We start from the raw sequence: 20652 nt of genomic DNA on the forward strand, positions 1-20652 counted from the left end.
GCTCACTTACGCCGATGGTACTGCGGTTATCCCGTGGGAGAGTAGGTAGCCGCCTCTTCAAGGTCAGATCGTAAGGTCTGACCTTTTTTTGCCCTGCAACGAACCCCTCCCGGCGCGGATGATCGACGCCATGACCCGCTGGACGGTGGTGGAGACGGTGTGTACGCAATGGCATGCAGCCATGGCGTCGCCGGAGGCGGACGGTGCGTGCGGGCTGTTTTGTGTGGCTGCGAATGCGGAGAAAGTGTGGGGCGGCCGGTCATTTATGGCGTACGGCAAAAGAAAAGACGGGAAAGATGATCTTCCCCGTCTTGAAAAGAGAGTGAGGTGTTGTCGGATTATTTTTCGGTTTTAACAAAGTCAAGCAGGGCCTGGGCCGTCGCTTCGGGCTCCTCGAGAAAGCCCATGTGCCCCGCGTGTTCGAGCCAGACGACTCGGGCTTCGGGGTGGTCGGCAACCATCTTCTCGGCGACCTCCAAGGGAATGTAGTTATCCTTGTGACCGAGGATAAAAAGGACCGGTACTTTCGTTTGCCGCAGCATTTCGTTCTGATCCTTGCGGTCTATCATGCCGTTGAGCAGTGCCACGATACCGTCGTCCTCGGTGATGAAGACCTGCTCGGTCAGATCCTCGATGTAGTCCTTCATCCGGTCGCGGTTCTCCTCGGCAAAGCCTGCGGCCGGTGCCACACGGGCCAGCAGCTCCTTGCGTCCGGCGCGGACAAGTGCTATCTCACGGCGCCGGTTTTCGGCCTTCTCCGGGCTGTCGGGATTCGGGGTGGAACTCAGCAGCACCAGGCCGTCAAGCATCTCCGGGTGACGTTCGCAGAAGGCCAGCGCGTGGGTCAGCGAGTAGATGCCGCCCTTCGAGGCGGAGTAGGCCTCGGTGCCCGCCTCGCTCTGCTGGTAGCGTGTCGAGCAGAGGTTGACGATGCGGCCGTAGCTGCGGTTGCCGTTCTGCTGGCGGTGGAGGGCCAGCCGGCGCGAGGTGATGAAGACCGGACGCAGGTTGGTGGCCAGAACACGGTCGAATTCCTCGATCGAGAGCTCGGTGAGGGGTTTGAAGAGGCTGATTCCGACGTTGTTGACCAGGATGTCGATGTCGCCCTGTGCGGCGAAGAGCTGCTCCATGCATGCTTCGATGCCTTGTGCGTCGGTGACGTCCACCTCGCAGAAGCGGGCGCCGGTTTCGGTTGCGGTTTGGGTGCCGAGGACGGAATCGATGTCGCAGAAGACCACTTCATCACCTTGCCGGGCAAAGGCCTCGACGATACCCTTTCCGATTCCGTGGGCACCACCCGTAACGAATACGCGTCTTTTCATGGTTTTCGGATTTTTCCACAAAGATAGCGCAGGCCGGTCACCGGAACAAAACACTGTCGCCGATTTTTCGGTTAACGAGCCGTGGAGTACGGTCGGTAGGGGAGGAAGTTTCGGGGTTTTGCGGGGGTGTTGGATATGGAATATGAATACGGCCCGAAAGATCATTCTTCCGGACCGTATAACGTGGATGAGTTTGGATCTATAAAACGTCCTCGGGCGAGATGGGCTTATAGGCTCCGTCCTTTGTCTCGAAGATAACGGCCGGTTCAATAACAACGAGATTGTGCCATGTGCCGGCCGGAATATCTACGCCATACATCCCGTTTCGCGGATCGAGGTGGAACCGCTCGATTTCGTGGCGTTGATCATCGTAAAACATTACGTCGATCTTGCCGCGCAACAGAAGTTGAGTTTCGGAGGTTGTCGGATGGCGGTGGATGGGGAGGATGGTGCCGATCTCCAGGGCATTTAACATTCGCTGAGAAGTATCTGCCGTTGAGTTCCGCATGTCACGATTCATGCGAAGCCGTTCAGAGGTCTGGGCCAATGCTGCTACCTCGTCCAGAAGTTTATCGTCGATAAGCATAATTAGGCTTGTTTGGATTTAAGATAAGCTTCATGCAGCGGGTAATATTTCCGTATGAAGAGGAGATAAATGATCGCCAATAGAAGCAGGATTACTATTGTGTAGAGCCAGTGGTTAATCGGCAGTAGGATCAATCCGAAAGAGACGGCGAGCTGAATAATCATATAGATGGAAGATACGACCACATGCGGAATCTTCAGTTCGTTGGCCATCAACTGGTAGGCGTGTTTCCGGTGGGCCTGCCCCAGATTTTCGTGCAACATGATCCGATGACAGATTGTCAGTACCGAATCCACGCCGTATAGGGCCAGGAAGAGGATATAGGTGAAGTCTCCAGTCTGCAGGATCAATCGGCCAAGGGCAAAAATTACGATAAATGCAATGCTCAGCGATCCAACATCGCCTGCAAAGCATTTCGCCTTCTTCCGGAAGTTGAAGAAGCAGAAGACCAGCAGGCTCAACGTTACGACGTAGAGGAAATTCGGATCAATGAATGGCGTTCGGGCATTGATGAACATCAGTGGAATCATAACGGCCAACGAATATCCTCCGGTGATCCCGTTGATCCCATCCATGAAGTTATATGCATTCGAAACTCCGACACAGACAATCAAGGCAATGAGAATGATCCACCAGTTTTCCCAATTCAGGATTCCGAACTGCTCGAACATCAGGAACATGGCAATAAACTGTACGATCAGGCGAATGCTGTCGGGCAGAGAATGGATGTCATCGATGAAGCTGATGATGGCAACCAGGGAGAGTCCGGTCAGAAACCAGGGATATTCTAATCCGAAGAATGCGGCATACAGCCAGCTCCCGAGTAGGAAGATGATACCGCCCCCACGCAGTGTGATACTTTTGTGGGAACTTCGCTCATTGGGTTTGTCGATGATATTGAATCGATCGGCAATCCGAAAATAGGCTAATTCTAATATAATTATGCTAATCAAAATATAAATCATATGATATACTAGTTTTTATAGAGCCGGTTTTCTATTTCCTCCCAGATAATTTCTTGTTCAAAGTTTTTTAAAACGAATGATCTCCCGTTCACCCCATGCTTAAATTTTATCTCTGGATTATTGATGTAAAAAGATATTTTTTCAATAAGAGAAGCTGCAGTCATTTCGATGTAATATCCAGTTTGTTCATTTATAATGGCATCTCGACTGCCGGAATGTGACGTTGTGAGTACAGGTTTTTCCATAGAGGAAGCTTCTAGGATAGAAGTTCCAAAACCTTCCCGATGAGTACAGAGAACCAATATATCCATTAAAGAATAATAATATTGGATATTGTCCTCAATTAAACCGGTAAAGATTATTCTCGGGTGATTTTTGATAATTTGTACGATTTCATTAGGTAATGCATCTCGTTCTTCTAGAGGCCCGACTAATAAGAGGCGCAGATTGTTGTATTGTTTGTCTAGAGTCTGGAATGCTTCAACTAATTCTACAATACCTTTATCTTTCACAAGCCTACCGGTGTAACCTATAACAAAACTATCGTTATCAATTTGTAAGGCTTGTTTGAGAGAGTCTTTTTTCGTTATAATTATATTATTGGGGTTAAATTTTTCTAAAGCATCCACTCCGTTACAAGATCCGATATTTAACAAAGTCATTTTCCTCTTTGATGTTAAATGATCTTGTAAACTTTTTTCTATGAGATAAGGACTAACACATACCACTTTTGTAGCTAATAGGGATGCAATACGTTCTGCGTTAATTAAGATGAACCGACTTATGCCGGTTTTAGTTTCATAGACTAACCCGTGTCTAAAGAAAATACGTTTATGAACTCCAGCAATGTAAGCTGCAATCATAGATAATAAACCTCCTTTGGGAGTATGGCCTGATACTATGTCGAATTTCTCCTTTCTTATATATTTATATAATTTCCATAATGCGATCAGATCATGCCATATTGAAAATTTACGATCAATCCGGATTTCTACGGCAGAGCAACCATGCTCTTTTGCAAAAGATAATAATTTATCTGATGGGCTGCAACTTAAATGAATATTGTATCCCTTTTTTGTAAAATACGATAATTGATCTCCAAAAAAAGAGGGTATTGAAAAGAAAACACAAACTACATTAAGAATCTTTAGCATGGTAATATTATTTAGCTCGTTTAATAATATGCTGGTAAATCAAGCGTAGCTTTTGTTCAATGTATCCTCTGATTGTTAGAATGCTTCGTTTTAAGGGATATGATATATGGGCCCGGTTTTCAATATAATTTGCCGTATCAGAATCAAGCGTTCTATAACAAAATAGCAAAAAGCATTTTGTTATAGATTTGTATCTTGTGGGTTCAGCTATTAATTGGTCTACAATAATCCTTCCCAGATCATGTCGTTCTGAGTAATACAGCTCTGGAAAACGAACTGTTACTTGACCTTGATGAACTCGCATAATGGAAAGACGGTCCGGTATGCAGTAGAAAGCAATATCGTGAAGCATAAATCGTGTCCAACATTCTATATCCTGTACATATTTAAAAGATTTAAAGCCTCCTAAATTCAAGAATATGGATTTAGGAATGAGCAATGAACACCCATTTATATTCACATGAGATGAATAAAATTTCTCGAACATGGCCATTCCAGAGAAATAACCAGAGAATGGAATGTAAGGATGAAAAATACTTTTTCCATTGACATCTATTAACCGATCAGCACACATGATAACAGTTTTATTATGATCGGGTAAGCTTTGTAGAGCATCAATTTGTTTCTTTATTTTTTCAGGTTCGTATAAATCGTCATGGCTTAACCAAGAAAAATACTCACCTTCCATTTTTTCTATTCCAAGGTTTAATGCAGATGATACGCCCCCATTGCGTTTATCGAAATAACGAATCTTACTACCATATGATAAAGCAATTTGTTCTGTTTCTCTGTTGTCTGTAGAACCATCATTGATAACCAGAATTTCGATATTGTCATATGTTTGTGACAGAGCTGAGTCTATCGCCTGAGCTAAAAAGTTAGCACCGTTGTATACAGGAATAATAATGCTAACTAAAGGGTGAAATTGTTCCATTCTTTATTCTTTTCTCCAGACCATTTTATTGACGACACCGGTATATGACTGAATGAGTTTGACGACCTTTGTCGAGACATTTTCATCCGTATAGTTGGGTACCGGAGTACCATAATCGGCAGCCTGCTGGAGGGCAATGGCCGTATCCACGGCCTGCAGCAACGACTTCGTATCAATGCCGGCCAGGATAAAGCAGGCCTTGTCCAGCGCTTCGGGACGCTCGGTCGAGGTGCGGATGCAGACTGCCGGGAAGGGCTTGCTTACCGATGTGAAGAAACTGCTCTCTTCAGGCAGTGTCCCCGAATCTGAAATCACGGCTGCTGCGTTCATCTGCAGGCAGTTGTAGTCGTGGAACCCCAGCGGCTCATGCTGGATTACCCGCTTGTCGAGTTGGAACCCACTCTGTTCGAGCCGTTTCTTCGACCGCGGGTGGCAGCTGTAAAGGATCGGCATGTTGTATTTCTCGGCCAGTGCATTGATGGCGTTGAATAACGACAAGAAGTTCTTCTCCGTATCGATGTTCTCTTCGCGATGAGCCGAGAGCAGCATGTATTTTCCTTTCTCCAGGCCTAACCGTTTGTGGATATCCGAGGCTTCGATTTCGTCCAGGTTTGCATGCAGGACCTCGGCCATCGGGGATCCCGTCACGTAAGTTCGCTCCTTCGGAAGCCCGCATTCAGCCAAATAACGTCGTGCATGCTCTGAATAGGCCAGATTCACATCGGAGATGATATCCACAATACGGCGGTTCGTCTCCTCCGGCAGGCATTCATCCTTGCACCTGTTGCCCGCCTCCATGTGGAAGATCGGGATATGCAGACGCTTGGCGGCAATGGCTGAAAGGCACGAATTCGTGTCACCGAGAATCAGCAGGGCATCGGGTTGAGTCTGAACCATCAGTTTATAGGTGCAGTTGATGATATTGCCTACCGTTGCGCCAAGGTCGTCACCTACGGCATTCATGTAAACCTCGGGGTCTTTCAGTTTCAGATCCTTGAAGAATACTCCATTGAGGTTGTAGTCGTAGTTCTGTCCGGTATGTGCCAGAATGGTGTCGAAATAGAGTCGGCACTTGTTGATGACGGCGGCAAGCCGGATGATCTCGGGGCGAGTCCCGACGATAATCAGCAGCTTGAGTTTGCCGTTGTCTGCAAATTGAATATCCGAGTAATCCAGTTTGATCGGTTCCATGAAATTAATGCTTAAACCGTTTTACCAATTGTGCAATTCGAGTTCTCAAACTCCGATGAGTTAAATGTAAAAGTCTATATACTTTGTTAATATTATGAGGTAATCTTCCTTGTTTAATGTACTTATCGTATACCGCCAGCATACCGAACTCTTTCTCCGCAGGCACATGCAGTACAACGACCGGATTATACATATAACAGGTTGATATTAAGCGGAAAGATCCCGTCCAAAAGCGATAGATATATGCTCCTGCATTCTTTACCAAGGAGCCCAACTTATCCGCAACTATGGAAATTATAAACTCATCTCCGTGGGTCGTATTGAATTTTTTCTGACACATCTCTGCGTAAATCTCTTCACAATTTTTGATGAAGATCAGAGTATTGGCTCGATTTGCTGCAAAAAATTCCCCCCCCCTATGCGTTGGTAGATTCCCGTTACTAAATAGAGATGGCATAAAATCCCGCATTTCTGAGAGGATATGCTGATAGTGTTTTACCTGTAGCCCATGATTGATATCATATAACAGGATATAAGCATCACATTCAGTCCATATGTTGTTAAAACTAGATTGTATAAATACATCTGAATCTAGGTATGCGTAGTAATCATAATCATATTCATGGAGAACATGATGCAAGGCACATAATTTATAAAAAGCTAAAGCCCATGTATATTCTCCACTAAAGTTGAAGAGATCAAAATCCGCATGGATTATCTTTATTTTGTGAGATTCCAAAATATCTCGATATTCTTTAGGTGGATCGATATTCGTTACTAAAGCAACATCGGTATCTGAATCATTATATTTCTTTGCAGACAAACAAGCAACACAACAATTTTTCATGTAGATGTCAACTTGTTTTGATCGATTGGCAATATTAACCCCGGTATTGGAATTTTCCAGGTATGCATAGGGAATCATAATGATTCCACGATTGGAAGCAGTCTGTTTAGACATGAATATACTTTATTCGACAGATTCAAAATAGGTATCGGGGCGTCCCGGGTCGAATGATTCATTGGCCCACATCACCGTTACCAGGTTTTCCGTTTCGGAGAGGTTGATGATATTATGCGTATAGCCCGGAAGCATGTGTACGGCCTCGATCTTGTCGCCCGAAACCTCGAAGTTCAACACCTCGTCGCTGTCGATGCGCCGCTGTTGAATCAGGCCATGCCCTGCAACCACCATGAAGAACTCCCACTTGGTATTGTGCCAATGCTGACCCTTGGTGATTCCCGGTTTGGAGATGTTCACCGATACCTGGCCACAGTTCTTCGTGCGGAGCAACTCCGTGAAACTTCCCCGGGCATCGATATTCATCTTCAGCGGGAAGGCCACCTTCTCTTTCGGAAGATAGGAGAGGTAGGTCGAATAGAGCTTCTTGGCAAAACTGTTTTCCGGAATCTCGGGGATGACGAGTGTCGAGGGTTGATCGTGGAACGTATGCAACAGGTCGACAATCTCACCAAGCGTCGCATGGTGCGTCGTCGGAACGGCACAGTAGCGACCTTCGGGGGTCAAACGTGTCTCCACCCCTTCGAACTCGCAGTGATGCTCTTCCCCTTTCAGTGCCGCGATCATCTCATCCACCAGGTCATCGATGTAGAGCAGCTCCAGTTCGACGGCCGGGTCATTAACCTTGATCGGCAGATCGTTGGCGATGTTGTTACAGAAGGTTGCTACGGCCGAATTGTAGTTCGGACGACACCATTTGCCGAAGAGATTCGGGAAACGGTAGACCAGCACCTTGGCTCCCGTTTCGCGGGCATATTCGAAGAAGAGCTCCTCGCCGGCCTTCTTGCTCTTGCCGTAATCGCCTTCGGCGTAACGTCCCACGAGTGTCGCCTGGATCGATGACGAAAGCATCACCGGGCAGGTGTTCCCGTGTTTGCGAAGGGTATCGAGCAGGGTCGATGCGAAGCCGAAATTTCCTTGCATGAACTCTTCGGGGTTCTGCGGTCGATTCACCCCCGCGAGGTTGAAGACGAAATCCGCTTTGCGGCAGAATTCGCCCAACTCCTCGGCGGTGGAATCGATGTCATATTCGAAGATCGCAAGATCCGTCCCCAAGGCATAGTTCTTTGCCTTTCCGTCCCGGATGTTGCGTAACTGGGCACACAGATTGCGCCCTACGAAGCCTTTGGCTCCTGTTACCAATATGTTCATCGTGCTTTTTGGGTTGCGGTTCCTGATAAAGGGCGAAATGGATTTGTCCGTTTTAACGTCTCGGACGAGTGACGTGAAATGGAAGAGTTTAGTCTATTCCGAACGGATATCGCGCGGTTTTGCACGTTCGATCAGTCCCAGATCCTCCTGGATGAACCGCAGGCGAAGCAACTGTTTCTTCATGCCTTCGATATCCAAACGAGCCGTATTGTGCGAGTGGTAATCTTCAATGTGGGAGACATCTTCGTTGCCTTCGGTGAAGAACTTGTCGTAGTTCAGGTCCCGCGTATCGCACGGAATCCGGTAGTAGTTGCCCATGTCGATTGCCTTGGCCATCTCCTCTCGGGTAACCAGCGTTTCGTAAAGCTTCTCTCCGTGACGCGTACCGATCACCTTGACCTCCGTCTCGCCGTATTTCGGATCGATCTTGGCATAGATCTGTTTCAACGCCTCGGCCAGTGTGGCCAGCGTAGCAGCCGGAGCTTTCTGAACGAAGAGGTCGCCGTTGTGTCCATGTTGGAAGGCATAGATCACAAGATCCACGGCATCGTCGAGCGTCATCATGAATCGGGTCATGTTGGGATCGGTGATCGTGATGGGTTTACCCTCCATCATCTGCTCTACCCAGAGAGGAATTACGGATCCACGGCTTGCCATTACATTGCCGTAACGCGTGCAGCAGATGGTCGTAGCGGCACCTTCGCCCAGTTCACGACCTTTGGCAATGGCAACCTTCTCCATCAGGGCCTTGGAGATACCCATGGCGTTGATCGGATAGGCAGCCTTGTCGGTCGAAAGAACGACGACATTCTTGACACCATGTTCGATAGCACTCTCAAGAACGTTGCCTGTTCCGAGGACATTCGTACGGGTTGCCTCCATCGGGAAGAACTCACAGGAGGGAACCTGCTTGAGGGCAGCAGCCGAGAAGACGTAGTCAACACCACGCATGGCGATATCTACCGACGATTTGTCGCGAACATTGCCGATGTAATACTTCACCTTCGAACTCTGAAGCATATGACGCATGTCATCCTGCTTTTTCTCATCGCGCGAGAAAATTCGAATCTCCTTGATGTCGCTATTGAGAAAGCGACGAAGTACGGCGTTCCCGAAACTGCCTGTACCGCCTGTGATTAACAGGACTTTGTCTTTGAAAATCGACATAGAATAATTATTTAAATCTGGATTTTAGTGTTTTGATAAATAAATCCATAGGCTCTAATTTTAGCCAATATGATATTGTACTATAAAAAATGATAGCACAAGTTCCACCGATTAATATAGTTGACCATTGATTGTATTTACAAAGGGTGAATAAATATAAACCAATTCCGGTAATGATTGCAAGAATTGCTGGAGGTGTGATATCTATAATAAAATTCCATAATGAATATTTTATTAGCTTTTTATTCCAATAGGATGTAATAATCATAGAAAATAAAGCTCCTACGCTGCCGGCTGCCACCATGATATAAATATTAAATTGAGCTCCTAGAAATATAAGTCCAATAGCTAGCATTTTGGCAAATGAAGTCGCTTTTAAATAAAGATTACTGTATCCAAGGCTTGTTAGGATGGAAGTATTGATAAGTATAAATGGAGAAAAACAAACAGTTATACAAGCTATCCGTAAAAAAGGAACTGCTTGCAACCATCTGTCAGTAAGTAGAATAGATACTAGCGGTTCTGCTAAAGGCATTAAGATTGCGATTAATAAAAAAACGATGAAAGCAACAGCCTTAACCATTTTCTGTATAATGATCTTAATTTGCTCTTTTTCATCCTGCATAGAGGCTAGAGCTGGGAACATAACGCTATTTAATGTATTTGCCCCATTTTCGACTAATATGGTTGGAATGAGTACACCTCTATTGTAATAGCCTAATAGTTCTGCTGAATATTGTTTCCCGATTATTATATTATAGATGTTATTGTATAATACGTTCAGAAGAGACCCTGCAAAAATTCGTGAGCTATATTGATATAGGCTTTTAATTCTATTCCAAGAGAAAATAGTTTTGGGTCGCCAACCAATTAAACTCCAATATCCGATTACGCATGTTATTTGCATGGTTAATTGTGATAGGACTAAACTCCAAACCCCACAATTCGTATAAGCCATTACAACCCCGACAATTGAAGATAATGCGACTGCGGAAATATTAATGATAAAGTTTTTCTTAAACTCCATATTGCGAACTAGTATGGCATTTTGGACACAAGTAAAAGCCATAACTATTAGCAGTAACGCTTGTACTCGGAGAAGGGGAGTTAAGATGGGAAGTTCATAGAACGAGGCAATATATGGAGCTGAACAAAATAGTATTGCATATAATATAATACTGATGATAAGGTTCAGATAAAATACAGATGAGCAATCAATATCGTCAATATTTTTTTTTTGGATTAAGGCATTCCCAAAGCCGCTATCAATAAAAAGGTTAGATATAGTGATGAAAACTCCGATAATGGCTATCGTGCCGAAATCTTTAGGTAATAATAATCTGGCTAAAATTAATGATACGATGAATTGCACAATTTGTGCGCTTAATCGTTGTGCATATTGCCAAAATATACCTGAAATAACCTTTGATTTGATAGAATTCATTAGTTCCTCCTCCGGCGTATAATTTTAATTAGTTTGTCAATCCAAGGTAGATGAAACTGGACATAACGAATTAAATCTCTGAGTGAAATTGCATTGTATTTTTTCAATAATGCATATTGACTTTTGAATAAAGTTTTATTATGGTATTGATAGGCAATTTGGAGCTTTACTCGTATATATTTTATATCTATTAACTTTAGGTAATAATCATTTTCTTTTTTGGGTAAATTCATCGACAAGATTGTGTGTACTAGAATATTTTTATGTTCCTCTCTTTGAGCGATGAAAGCCTCCATTCCATTTTTGGCGGGATTTCTTGATACACTATTTTGATTCGAAACAACATAATAGAGCGGTTCTTCAAAAAATGCGGCTTTGCCATAATAAAATAAGGGTAACAATATTTGCCAATTTTGGCCTTGTCTGGAGGGATATATTGTTTTATTGGGACAAACTTTGAAAAAATCTTTTGTTCTAACAAGGCTATAACCAAAGTTGAAATTCCTTTCTAATATTGCATTAATAAATGGTTTCTCATTGTGTTTATCATGATTATGATCTGCCATTTTCCCGATAATGATAGATGGGTCTGACTCTTGGACAATGTAGCCATCATTTCTAACAACAGAATACTGTAGATTGTTATTCATAAAATTTACTAATTTCAGTAAAAAGTCAGGATGACAGAAATCATCAGTCCCTAGCCAAGTGAAATATTCTCCTGATATTAGTTTCAAACCTCTATCAATCGCAGCTCCAATACCTGCATTCTCACGATATTCGTATTTTAAACTAATTCCCCTTACTTTTAGTTGGGGTTTGTAAGACATGATGATTTCTTCTGTTTTATCTTTGGAACCATCATTTATCAGGATGAGTTCTATGTTGGGATACGTCTGTGCCAATATAGAATCTAAAAAACGTCCGATGTAATGTTCGCCATTAAAGCATGGTGCAATAACAGAAACAAGAGCTGTGATCATTTTTAGTACTTTATTAAATTACAAAGAGTGGATCCTGCTTTATATGCTTGTTTAATATAATCGGGCATGATTATTTTTAAATGTTCTGATATGTTAGTTTCATGATCGAATAAGTATCTGAAGGTTTTGACCAAATCTGTTTCAGTGTGTATTTCTTGAACAGGAAGTACATAATTCTTTTCTGTGCCAAACAGGTCTGTTGCAATTCCTTTTGCTTTTACAGAATATCCAACAACAAGAGTAGGCACACATGATGAGTAGGCTGCGATAGTTGCATGGGTGCGAGCTCCAATAAAAAAACGGCATCGAGCTATGCAATCTTTTAATTGCATACAATTTGCATCGCCAATGTTAATTATTCTGTTTGTATTTCTGAAACTATTAGAAATCGTATATAGAAGAGTGCGATCGTCATTGTGAGACCATACAACATGTGGAATTAAAGCAATATTGCAGTCGGTTTCTGAGAGAATGTATTTTATGAGGTTTTCGTAATTTTTGATTACGAGAGTAGGATTGGAATTTAAATTTTGGATTAATGGACTGATGTTAATGCCGATCATCTTTCCCTCGATAAAATTTTTGGGTAGATTATATGGCTGGCGTTGTAAACTAAATGCTGGATCAGGATATAAATATACGTTAGAGTTAATATTTGCAGATTGTAATGCTTTATAAGTCTCAGATTCACGTACAAATAATGCATCATATTTCTTTAAATCCTCTCTCACACTTTTTATTTTTAGAAGTGAGGGCTCAATTGATGCACCCCATAATATGGATTTTAGCCCTGATTTTTTTAATGTACGATTAATATATGCTAACCGTAAGTAAGATTGTTGATAACAATAGTTGTCTCCCCCGACTGATAATGCAATGTCGTAATTCAATGAATTGGTTAGTAGATCTTGATATAGAGATGCTGCATATTTATCGAAATTAATCTTGGAAAGTAGCCTATTGTAAAAATAGCGAACAGATCTATATTGTATGATAGGCCGCTTACATGGAATTAAAGTAACTAATTTATCAATTCCATATTTTTTATCATTGGTAATGTCGTATGTTGGATAACCTATCTCACATGTTATTGGTTTTAACATGTTGTATGTCGTCCTGATAATTGCCTCACAACCATGATTAGCTGCATCTCCATTACTATGTATATATATACGGGTCATAATTTATGATGAAATTTTAAGGATAAAATTATATTGGCTGAAGAGGGAAAATGTTTTAGAAGATATAGTATAATGCAATTTCTTCCCATAAGGGGATTATGCATATATCCTTTATATGAATTTAAGATATCACTTCTTATTGCGTGATAATATTTTTTATCGGGGTCAATATTTTTATTGGTTAGTAAGCAAGATAATATGTAAAATTGTTTAGAGCATAGAATCCGTTCTTGTTTATTAAACCATTCTGGAATATTTTCTTGAATAAAATCACAAATATTTTTTTGTATTGTCAGCAGTGCTAGTTTGTTTAGATTAAACTTAGCTGTCATTGTACTGTCCTGTCTGATAAAATAGAAGTACTTAGGCGTATTGTCTATTATGATTTTTGACGCTCTCCATACTGCCTTATATACGAATTCATCATCCTCATATGCTCGGACCTCTGTAAAGCGAAGATTTTTTAATATTTGAACGTTGAATAATTTGTTGCACACGCTAGTGTTTAACTTATTAGAACCTTGTATGAGAAGAGATAATGCTTCTTTATTTTTATAACAGTTTTGTTCTTTGAATATATGTGTAGGTGAAATTATCCCTGTGTTGGTTTCAATCCATCCTATTTGGACAATATCCGCGTGCCTTTGTTGCAATAAATTAAGCATGTATGCGTACATGTCTAATGCTATCCAGTCATCTGGATCTACGAATCCAATATATTGTCCGTGTGCAATATTTAAGGCTGTATTTCGAGCGCTGCCTTGGCCTCCATTTTCTTTGTGGATGACAATAATGCGTGGATCTTGTTCGGCGTATTGTTTACATAATAGTAAACTATTGTCTGTAGATCCATCGTCAACCAAGATGATTTCTAAGGCTGTATATGTCTGATTTATTAGGCTTTGTATGCAGCGGCTAAGCCATGCTGACATATTGTATATAGGGACAATGATAGAAATTAGATTTGGTTTTGTCATGCTAATGAATTAATTATCAACTTCCAAGGAATGTGTTTTGTAATGATTGTCGGAGTCCAAGCTGCGATTCCATTCCTAATGGGAACATTGGGTATAAAGATTTCTCCAGCTTGTTTAGCTGCAGGGATTTCTGGATGGGTATGACGTAAATAAATCTTTTTACCCTTGATTTGTTCTGAGAGGAATATTTGACGCTCCCTATCGGTCATCCACTCGTTCTCTATAAATAAAAAAATTAGTTTATCATAAGAGATTTTGGCGCAACGTCTCTCCCATTTTGATTGAGCTTCTTTTTCTGAATGGTAATGTGTAAAGAATACCTCGATATCACCGATGGTCCCGACAGGATAATTCCCGTAATTTGGCGCATTTTTCCGTTGTGGATAGTGGCGAGCCTTTTGAGGATCTGATAGAAAATGAATGGGCTGAGTAAAATAGTAATGAGGGTTCATTACTAATTTGATATAGTCGTCAGGATGAATCCCAATCCCTGCGGTCGGAGAACAATATGGTATCCCAAAATATTGATAAACGTACCCCCCCCCACAATTATTGGATATAATTGTAAAATGATGAGTTTTCAGACCGATCCGACGATAGCTCTTTAGGAAATAGACAAATCGTCGATAGTATGGTCGTAGTATGGATTTAATTTTGTCCTTCATTTTGGATGATTTCAGTTGCTTTTATGATATATTTTGAGGAATCGTTATTGCTAATTTTATGGGCTGGAACTCCTCCAATAGTGACTCCTGGTGTTAATATACTTTTTACTACTACTGCGTTAGCTCCTATACATACATTGTCAGTAATATAAATATTTCCAATTATTTTTGCTCCACCTCCGATAAACACATTATTACCAATCTGTGGAACTAAATTAGGCTCTGTAGCTCCGATAATAACATCTCCAATAATACGGCAATTCGATCCGACTTTTGCATGTTGATTTATTATTATGCATCCGTAATGCTCGAGACATAATCCAGGCCCGCAGGTATTAAACCCAATAGAAAACCCTAAGTGTTGGCTCAGCTTTACATATCTGAATTTTAGCCATTTAAGTATAATACTATCAATGAGTCCGTGTCTACAATTTTGATAATATTCGCATTTACGCATGAGGCGCTCGAAAGACCAAATAATATCATGCATAAATCGGGGATGTTCACGTTTTTGCTGTAATGCTATTTTGTCACAAGCAAGATAATAAAGGTAATCTTCTTTAGATTGAATCATGGTGATACCAATTATTCTTAATGATTGGTGCTACGCTTAATGGGCCACTTTCATATGGAGTAAAATAGCCTCGAGTTAGTAAATCTTTTGCAACTTCGGCAAATCGTTGTGCTGCAATTTGCGGGTTCCATAACGTTTGCATTGTTTCTTTAGCAGATTGTCCTAATTGATTTCGTAGATTTTGTGAATTAACAAGCATATCAACACATTGCTTGAAATCTTTGGGATCTCCTGTTTGATAAATTAATCCATTTCTGCCATGCTCGATGAGAAATGGTACGGCCCCAATTCCGTGACTTGCAACAACAGCGCAACCAGTACTCATTGCTTCTCCTAAAACAGCCCCCCACCCTTCGTTGAAATCACTTGTGAATAGATATATGTCTGCATTTGCCATATATTGACGGATATCTCTAGAAGGCATTGAGTCTAATAAATTTACACTATCTGTTAATTTATGTTTTAAGATGTTTGATTTTAGTAATTCCTTTAAGGGGCCTGTTCCTATTATATCTAGATGAAATTTGATTCCTTTATTTTTTAAATAGGTTGCGATCATTGTCGCATATTCGGGATGTTTCAATGGAATCATTCTTCCAACCCAAAGAATTCTTATGATGTCTTTGGGTGATTCCCGTAGAGGCGCGTCTGTGGAAACAAAGTGTCCCCATCTAAAACACTTTTTAGTGAATGTGTGAATTTTACATACGTCTCCAGCTGTATATCCGCTTGCGCATAGCATGTAAAAATTACTCAAATGCCCAGGAATGATGAATCGTTTTAATACCGTAATGAATGTAGGCGGATATAGCATATGCCATAAGCCGTTTCGGAATAATCGCTCTGCAATGTAGAATGTCAATCGATTATGGTGAATTCGTTCTTTGACGAACTGGTATGGAGCACTTCCTAGAAGTAGAATATCTGCATTATTTGCAATCTTTATTGCTTTGTTATATTCCTCACGGGATTTGTATGAACAAATGCAATATTTTATATTGTCGATATTGATTCCCCAACCCAATTCGATTCGATCGGGCGTCATTTCTTGAGTCTGAACGAATGTAAAATCAATTCCCGGCATTTTCGATAATTCATCACAAAAGTACTTTTCATGATGATTAAAGTAATTAGATGCAAAAACAATTCTCATAGAATTATTCAAAATAGAAAGTATAAGGAGATATGCTTGAATCTTTAGATAATCTATAAAAAAATAACGAAATGGCTAACAATATAACAATGAATAAGTAAAACTGTTTTATACTCTTTTTTTGAGACATTATCATTTCCTCAAGAAGCAAATAGCTATAGGGCATATAATATAGTGTTACTCTTTCTGCTGTTCGACTAATTAGGCGCAAGCCCCATAATGAGAAACTGATGAAGTTTAAGTTTAGGACGTACTTGTTGGTAGGGTTTTGTTGTATAATGGCCGTTCGGTTAAATATTCCACAAATCGTTATTAATAGTACAATAATGAAAAAGATGTATCCATTCCCTGTCTCTTCAATACCATAGTTATAATCCATTATATCTGCGGTAATGAGTAATAGTCGTTCGGCGGATAAAAATAAAAGAAGGAATCCTAATAGTTCTATTAGGATTCTGATTGGAGTAATCTTTTGTTGCGCAATAAAATATGCTGGTAGAAATAGCCACGCGGATTTATGAAATAAAGATGCAATAAATAGACCAATAATAAAACGAATAAATTGTTTTTGCTTGATAAATGGATAGAGCCATAGCGTAATAGATAACGCAATTGATTGTCTAATACCACTTAACGTAAATTGAAAAAAACCTAGTGTTATGAAAAACAATAATGCCAGCATTGGCTCTTTAGCTGTTTGATAAATAAAGTGGCCAATGCTTAGGCAAATAAACAGAGCTGTAATTATAAATAGCCATTGAGGGTTAGATAGTGTTTTTGCAATTAATCCTTCAAGAAATACATATCCCATTTCTATGCGATCATCCTCATATTGCAGATGTTCCGGTAGCTTTTGATTTTCAAAAGACCTTATGTAATTAGGTGTATCCATCCCTACAGAGTCTGCTCGGAATGCTAATAAAATAAATATGGGTAATATACTCCAAAATAGGTAAGCCACCTTTTGTTTGCCACATAACAAATTATTCCCGAATGCAAGTCGGGAAAGTAATATACAGAGAATGGCCGTAATATATGGAATCATCTTCTTTCTTCAAGAATTTTTTTATATAATTCTAAATAGGATGCAAGGGCTATATGTTTGTCGAATTTTGTCACAGCACGTTGCCTACAATAGGTTGTATTCTCTTCTTTAAAAGACTTATTCATATTTAAGATAGCTTTATATAAGGAATGTAGATCTCCTTTAGCTATTTGTATGCCGGTTTTCTCGTTTATAGCTTCAGGACTCCCCCCTGTATTAAATGTAATAACGGGAGTTCCACAACTCAATGCTTCTAGATTAGTTGTTGGAAAATTATCCTCTAATGTTGGGTTTACGAAAATATCGGCTATTGAATAATATTCGATTAATTCATGAACATTATAGGTTTGTGTTATCCCTTGAATATTAGGAGGCAGGCATTTTAGCTCTTTTTTGGTTGTCCCTACTAAGATTATTACATAATCTTTAGGTAAGAGTTTAGATAATTCAATAAAATAATACAAACCTTTTCGCCCGGTAAATCCTCCTAATGCAACACCTAGGAGAATAATTTTATTGTCTAAATTTAATCGAGATTTCAGATCCGTTTTAATAGGTTTAAATATTTCTGTATCGATTCCATTTGGAATATTATAAACCTGATATTGAAAAAGCATAGAATCCTTAACAAGATCAGCCAACCATTTTGACGGCGTGATTAATACCATATTTGAAGGCCGATTGAATATAATTTTCTTTTGTTGCCAATTTTTGGCGGAGTTATCAAAAATCCATGAAGGTGGATATTCATGCTTGTTGGGACAATTGAAGCATCCCGTAACCCATTTATTACAATTTACATAATCGAAGTATGCGCAATGGCCGGTAAATGCCCAGCAGTCATGTAAAGTCCATATTATGGGAATCTTATTATTTGATAAATATTGAAAAAGCAGATCTATGTTGAGATAATGCCCATGAAGATTATGCAGATGTATGATATCAGGTTTGAATTCTTGAAGATGTTTACATAATTTGGCCGTTGCTTTATGACTAAAGAAGCCTTGCCGATCAAATATCCTAGATCCTAGTTTATGTAGAAATGAATCTAGTGTATTCCCTATTTTATATGAAAGCGGGAAATCTGTACTATATTGCCCATATGCGATCTCGCATACGTGTCCTTTTTCTGATAAGGCTTTTGCGAGATCGGTAGCAATGCGCCCTGTACTACCGATTCCACAAACTGTATTAATTTCAACAATCTTCATCGATGTTCTTTTTATCGTATACCTCGAACCGCGAGTTCTTGGACTTGAACTCGGGGACGATCTTCTTCATCAGGCGAACCATATCCGGAATGATGACGGCACGCGAAAGCTCCTCCAGCTCCTGGGCAGCCTTCAGGGCATCGGCGTAGTCGTACTCGCGAACCTTGGCGATGCGGATGCGGTCGTGCGACGTCGGAAGCGTGTTCTCCGTGTTCGACAGCACCTCTTCGTAGAGCTTCTCGCCCGGGCGAAGTCCCGTGTATTCGATCTTGATGTCCTTGTCGACCTCCAGACCGGCCAGCTCGATCATGCGCTTGGCCAGGTGGGCGATCTTCACCGACTGACCCATGTCGAAGACAAAGATCTGCGTCCCGGTGGCCATCGTGGCAGCCTCCATCACCAGCCGGCAGGCCTCCGGGATCGTCATGAAGAAGCGCGTGATGTCGGGGTGCGTCACCGTTACCGGGCCGCCCTTGGCGATCTGCTCGCGGAAGCGGGGAATTACCGAACCGTTCGAACCCAGCACGTTGCCGAAACGCGTCGTGACGAACTTCGTCTTGCCCTTCACCTTGCCGGCCTCGATGGCCAGACCGAGCGACTGTACGTAGATCTCCGCGAGACGCTTCGTACAACCCATGATGTTGGTCGGGTTGACGGCCTTGTCCGTTGAGATCATGACCATCTTCTCGACGTCGTATTCGATACACTTGTCGGCCACGTTACGCGAGCCGGCGACGTTGGCCAGCACGGCTTCGCAGGGATTCTCCTCCATCAGCGGCACGTGCTTGTAGGCGGCGGCGTGGAAGACCACCTGCGGACGGTAGGTGCGGAAGGCGAAGTCCAGACGCGGGATCATGCGCACGTCGCCGATTACGGGGATGAACTTCCGATTGGGGAAGCGATCCTCCAGCTCGAGGCGGATGTTGTGCATCGGGGTCTCGGCGTTGTCGAACAGCACGAGCTCCTTGATCCCGAACGTGGCAAGTTGCCGGCATAACTCCGAACCAATCGAGCCGGCGGCGCCGGTCACCATGATGGTCTTGCCGCGGAAGTTGGCGATGATCTCGTCCATCGAGATCCTGATCTCCTCACGCCCGAGCAGGTCCTCGATCTTGATCTCGCGGATCGCCTGTTTCTGCACCTTGCCGTCGACCACCTCGTCGATCGAGGGGGCGATCAGCACCTTGAGGTTGCACTCCGTGCAGTAGTGGATCAGACGCTCCTGCTCTTCGCGGGCCTCGCGGACGTGGGCGAAGAGGATGGCGTCGATGTCCTTGCGGTTGTGCAGGTATTTGATATTCTCCTCGGTCTCGAAGTAGTAGACCGGGAGGTCGGCCAGCATGTGGTTCTTCAGCCTCTTACCGTAAGTCAGGAAGCCGACGACCTGATACTCCTGCGAGTTCTGGAGCTGGGTGACGAGTGACACGCCCTTGTCGCCGGTTCCGTAGATCAGGATCCGTTGACATTTGTGATGTCTTTGACGGCTGTTTTTGAGGAGATCGTAAAAAACGACCATGGCGACACGCATAACGATCAAGGCTGAAAGGGTCAGCAAAAAATCGAACAGCAGTGCACCCCAGATGGCGGGAAATACAGGCCCGGCAGCACCCGAGGCCAGTAGAATGGCAATCCAGATACTTTTGAAGAAAACGGCAACACCCAAGCGGGCCAATTCCCGCAGGGTTGCGTGACGAATAATGGATTTATGGGTTTGAAGCAGAACAAAGGCAATCCAGGAAAAAAACCAGGAACCGCCCAGCCACCATCCTACAAGTCTCCACGTCAGGATCTCTCTGCCAAGCAAGGCACTAGCCAATAATAGAGAAATGATGGATGCCCCGACTGAAATCAATAAGTCCAGGGCAAGAATTAATCGCGAACTTACATAATGATCAAGACGCAATTTTTCAATAATTCGATACATAAC

General features: G+C 42.2%; 20 protein-coding genes. 1 reads left to right on the top strand and 19 read right to left on the bottom strand.

Annotation, left to right across the window (positions count from 1 at the left end; genetic code table 11):
- The first annotated feature begins 118 nt into the window (after nt 1-118).
- Nucleotides 119-355, top strand: coding sequence for a hypothetical protein (locus B5G09_RS14225; RefSeq protein WP_143256554.1), 237 nt, complete (start codon nt 119-121; stop codon nt 353-355).
- Here B5G09_RS14225 and B5G09_RS14425 read toward each other — a convergent pair.
- The 19 genes from B5G09_RS14425 to B5G09_RS12060 form a co-directional block, all read right to left on the bottom strand.
- The gene (locus B5G09_RS14425) at nt 339-1322 is read right to left on the bottom strand and encodes an SDR family NAD(P)-dependent oxidoreductase (RefSeq protein ID WP_087405344.1); all 984 of its coding nucleotides are present in this window, start codon (nt 1320-1322) and stop codon (nt 339-341) included. The genes B5G09_RS14225 and B5G09_RS14425 overlap by 17 nt on opposite strands.
- 199 nt (nt 1323-1521) lie before the next feature.
- Nucleotides 1522-1908, bottom strand: a complete 387-nt coding sequence (locus tag B5G09_RS11975; protein WP_087405346.1) for a WbuC family cupin fold metalloprotein — start codon at nt 1906-1908, stop codon at nt 1522-1524.
- 2 nt (nt 1909-1910) lie between these two features.
- Nucleotides 1911-2873 carry a glycosyltransferase family 4 protein gene (locus B5G09_RS11980; protein ID WP_087405347.1) on the bottom strand — a complete coding sequence of 321 codons (963 nt, stop codon included), beginning with the start codon at nt 2871-2873 and terminating at the stop codon, nt 1911-1913.
- 8 nt (nt 2874-2881) lie between these two features.
- Nucleotides 2882-4027 carry a glycosyltransferase family 4 protein gene (locus tag B5G09_RS11985; protein ID WP_087405348.1) on the bottom strand — a complete coding sequence of 382 codons (1146 nt, stop codon included), beginning with the start codon at nt 4025-4027 and terminating at the stop codon, nt 2882-2884.
- A 7-nt stretch (nt 4028-4034) separates the two neighbouring features.
- Entirely contained in the window at nt 4035-4961 is a 927-nt protein-coding gene (locus B5G09_RS11990) for a glycosyltransferase (protein WP_087405349.1), read from the bottom strand.
- Nucleotides 4962-4964: 3 nt separating this feature from the next.
- Nucleotides 4965-6152, bottom strand: coding sequence for a UDP-N-acetylglucosamine 2-epimerase (non-hydrolyzing) (gene wecB, locus B5G09_RS11995; protein ID WP_087405350.1), 1188 nt, complete (start codon nt 6150-6152; stop codon nt 4965-4967).
- Nucleotides 6153-6156: 4 nt separating this feature from the next.
- Nucleotides 6157-7077, bottom strand: a complete 921-nt coding sequence (locus tag B5G09_RS12000) for a hypothetical protein (protein ID WP_206384447.1) — start codon at nt 7075-7077, stop codon at nt 6157-6159.
- Nucleotides 7078-7122: 45 nt separating this feature from the next.
- Nucleotides 7123-8325: a capsular polysaccharide biosynthesis protein CapF gene (locus B5G09_RS12005; RefSeq protein WP_087405352.1), complete on the bottom strand. Its 1203-nt coding sequence runs from the start codon at nt 8323-8325 to the stop codon at nt 7123-7125.
- A gap of 93 nt (nt 8326-8418) precedes the next feature.
- Nucleotides 8419-9492 carry a polysaccharide biosynthesis protein gene (locus tag B5G09_RS12010; protein ID WP_087405353.1) on the bottom strand — a complete coding sequence of 358 codons (1074 nt, stop codon included), beginning with the start codon at nt 9490-9492 and terminating at the stop codon, nt 8419-8421.
- A gap of 7 nt (nt 9493-9499) precedes the next feature.
- Nucleotides 9500-10936 carry a lipopolysaccharide biosynthesis protein gene (locus tag B5G09_RS12015; RefSeq protein WP_087405354.1) on the bottom strand — a complete coding sequence of 479 codons (1437 nt, stop codon included), beginning with the start codon at nt 10934-10936 and terminating at the stop codon, nt 9500-9502.
- Nucleotides 10936-11919 (bottom strand): glycosyltransferase family 2 protein, encoded by a 984-nt coding sequence (locus B5G09_RS12020; RefSeq protein WP_087405355.1) that lies wholly within the window; start codon nt 11917-11919, stop codon nt 10936-10938. The genes B5G09_RS12015 and B5G09_RS12020 overlap by 1 nt, the downstream gene beginning before the upstream one ends.
- A gap of 2 nt (nt 11920-11921) precedes the next feature.
- Nucleotides 11922-13100, bottom strand: coding sequence for a polysaccharide pyruvyl transferase family protein (locus B5G09_RS12025; protein ID WP_087405356.1), 1179 nt, complete (start codon nt 13098-13100; stop codon nt 11922-11924).
- Nucleotides 13097-14077 carry a glycosyltransferase gene (locus B5G09_RS12030; protein ID WP_087405357.1) on the bottom strand — a complete coding sequence of 327 codons (981 nt, stop codon included), beginning with the start codon at nt 14075-14077 and terminating at the stop codon, nt 13097-13099. Before B5G09_RS12030 ends, B5G09_RS12025 begins: the two co-directional genes overlap by 4 nt.
- The gene (locus B5G09_RS12035) at nt 14074-14742 is read right to left on the bottom strand and encodes a DUF1919 domain-containing protein (RefSeq protein WP_087405358.1); all 669 of its coding nucleotides are present in this window, start codon (nt 14740-14742) and stop codon (nt 14074-14076) included. The genes B5G09_RS12030 and B5G09_RS12035 overlap by 4 nt, the downstream gene beginning before the upstream one ends.
- Nucleotides 14726-15316 carry a hypothetical protein gene (locus B5G09_RS12040; protein ID WP_087405359.1) on the bottom strand — a complete coding sequence of 197 codons (591 nt, stop codon included), beginning with the start codon at nt 15314-15316 and terminating at the stop codon, nt 14726-14728. The genes B5G09_RS12035 and B5G09_RS12040 overlap by 17 nt, the downstream gene beginning before the upstream one ends.
- On the bottom strand, nt 15303-16481 hold the full coding sequence (locus tag B5G09_RS12045) for a glycosyltransferase family 4 protein (protein ID WP_143256556.1): 1179 nt from the start codon (nt 16479-16481) through the stop codon (nt 15303-15305). Before B5G09_RS12045 ends, B5G09_RS12040 begins: the two co-directional genes overlap by 14 nt.
- On the bottom strand, nt 16474-17514 hold the full coding sequence (locus B5G09_RS12050) for an EpsG family protein (protein ID WP_087405361.1): 1041 nt from the start codon (nt 17512-17514) through the stop codon (nt 16474-16476). The genes B5G09_RS12045 and B5G09_RS12050 overlap by 8 nt, the downstream gene beginning before the upstream one ends.
- Nucleotides 17511-18725 (bottom strand): glycosyltransferase, encoded by a 1215-nt coding sequence (locus B5G09_RS12055; RefSeq protein ID WP_087405362.1) that lies wholly within the window; start codon nt 18723-18725, stop codon nt 17511-17513. The genes B5G09_RS12050 and B5G09_RS12055 overlap by 4 nt, the downstream gene beginning before the upstream one ends.
- Nucleotides 18712-20649 carry a nucleoside-diphosphate sugar epimerase/dehydratase gene (locus tag B5G09_RS12060; RefSeq protein WP_087405363.1) on the bottom strand — a complete coding sequence of 646 codons (1938 nt, stop codon included), beginning with the start codon at nt 20647-20649 and terminating at the stop codon, nt 18712-18714. Before B5G09_RS12060 ends, B5G09_RS12055 begins: the two co-directional genes overlap by 14 nt.
- Between the last annotated feature and the right edge of the window lie 3 nt (nt 20650-20652).

Source organism: Alistipes sp. An54, from assembly GCF_002159375.1.
Classification (GTDB): domain Bacteria; phylum Bacteroidota; class Bacteroidia; order Bacteroidales; family Rikenellaceae; genus Alistipes; species Alistipes megaguti.

Coding starts and splice junctions, on each gene's coding strand:
- B5G09_RS11985 (WP_087405348.1), bottom strand. CDS start 4,027: ATGCTAAAGATTCTTAATGTAGTTTGTGTTTTCTTTTCAATACCCTCT.
- wecB (WP_087405350.1), bottom strand. CDS start 6,152: ATGGAACCGATCAAACTGGATTACTCGGATATTCAATTTGCAGACAAC.
- B5G09_RS12025 (WP_087405356.1), bottom strand. CDS start 13,100: ATGACCCGTATATATATACATAGTAATGGAGATGCAGCTAATCATGGT.
- B5G09_RS12015 (WP_087405354.1), bottom strand. CDS start 10,936: ATGAATTCTATCAAATCAAAGGTTATTTCAGGTATATTTTGGCAATAT.
- B5G09_RS11990 (WP_087405349.1), bottom strand. CDS start 4,961: ATGGAACAATTTCACCCTTTAGTTAGCATTATTATTCCTGTATACAAC.
- B5G09_RS12030 (WP_087405357.1), bottom strand. CDS start 14,077: ATGACAAAACCAAATCTAATTTCTATCATTGTCCCTATATACAATATG.
- B5G09_RS12020 (WP_087405355.1), bottom strand. CDS start 11,919: ATGATCACAGCTCTTGTTTCTGTTATTGCACCATGCTTTAATGGCGAA.
- B5G09_RS12005 (WP_087405352.1), bottom strand. CDS start 8,325: ATGAACATATTGGTAACAGGAGCCAAAGGCTTCGTAGGGCGCAATCTG.
- B5G09_RS12055 (WP_087405362.1), bottom strand. CDS start 18,725: ATGAAGATTGTTGAAATTAATACAGTTTGTGGAATCGGTAGTACAGGG.
- B5G09_RS12060 (WP_087405363.1), bottom strand. CDS start 20,649: ATGTATCGAATTATTGAAAAATTGCGTCTTGATCATTATGTAAGTTCG.
- B5G09_RS11975 (WP_087405346.1), bottom strand. CDS start 1,908: ATGCTTATCGACGATAAACTTCTGGACGAGGTAGCAGCATTGGCCCAG.
- B5G09_RS12040 (WP_087405359.1), bottom strand. CDS start 15,316: ATGATTCAATCTAAAGAAGATTACCTTTATTATCTTGCTTGTGACAAA.
- B5G09_RS12035 (WP_087405358.1), bottom strand. CDS start 14,742: ATGAAGGACAAAATTAAATCCATACTACGACCATACTATCGACGATTT.
- B5G09_RS12000 (WP_206384447.1), bottom strand. CDS start 7,077: ATGATTCCCTATGCATACCTGGAAAATTCCAATACCGGGGTTAATATT.
- B5G09_RS12010 (WP_087405353.1), bottom strand. CDS start 9,492: ATGTCGATTTTCAAAGACAAAGTCCTGTTAATCACAGGCGGTACAGGC.
- B5G09_RS11980 (WP_087405347.1), bottom strand. CDS start 2,873: ATGATTTATATTTTGATTAGCATAATTATATTAGAATTAGCCTATTTT.
- B5G09_RS14225 (WP_143256554.1), top strand. CDS start 119: ATGATCGACGCCATGACCCGCTGGACGGTGGTGGAGACGGTGTGTACG.
- B5G09_RS12050 (WP_087405361.1), bottom strand. CDS start 17,514: ATGATTCCATATATTACGGCCATTCTCTGTATATTACTTTCCCGACTT.
- B5G09_RS14425 (WP_087405344.1), bottom strand. CDS start 1,322: ATGAAAAGACGCGTATTCGTTACGGGTGGTGCCCACGGAATCGGAAAG.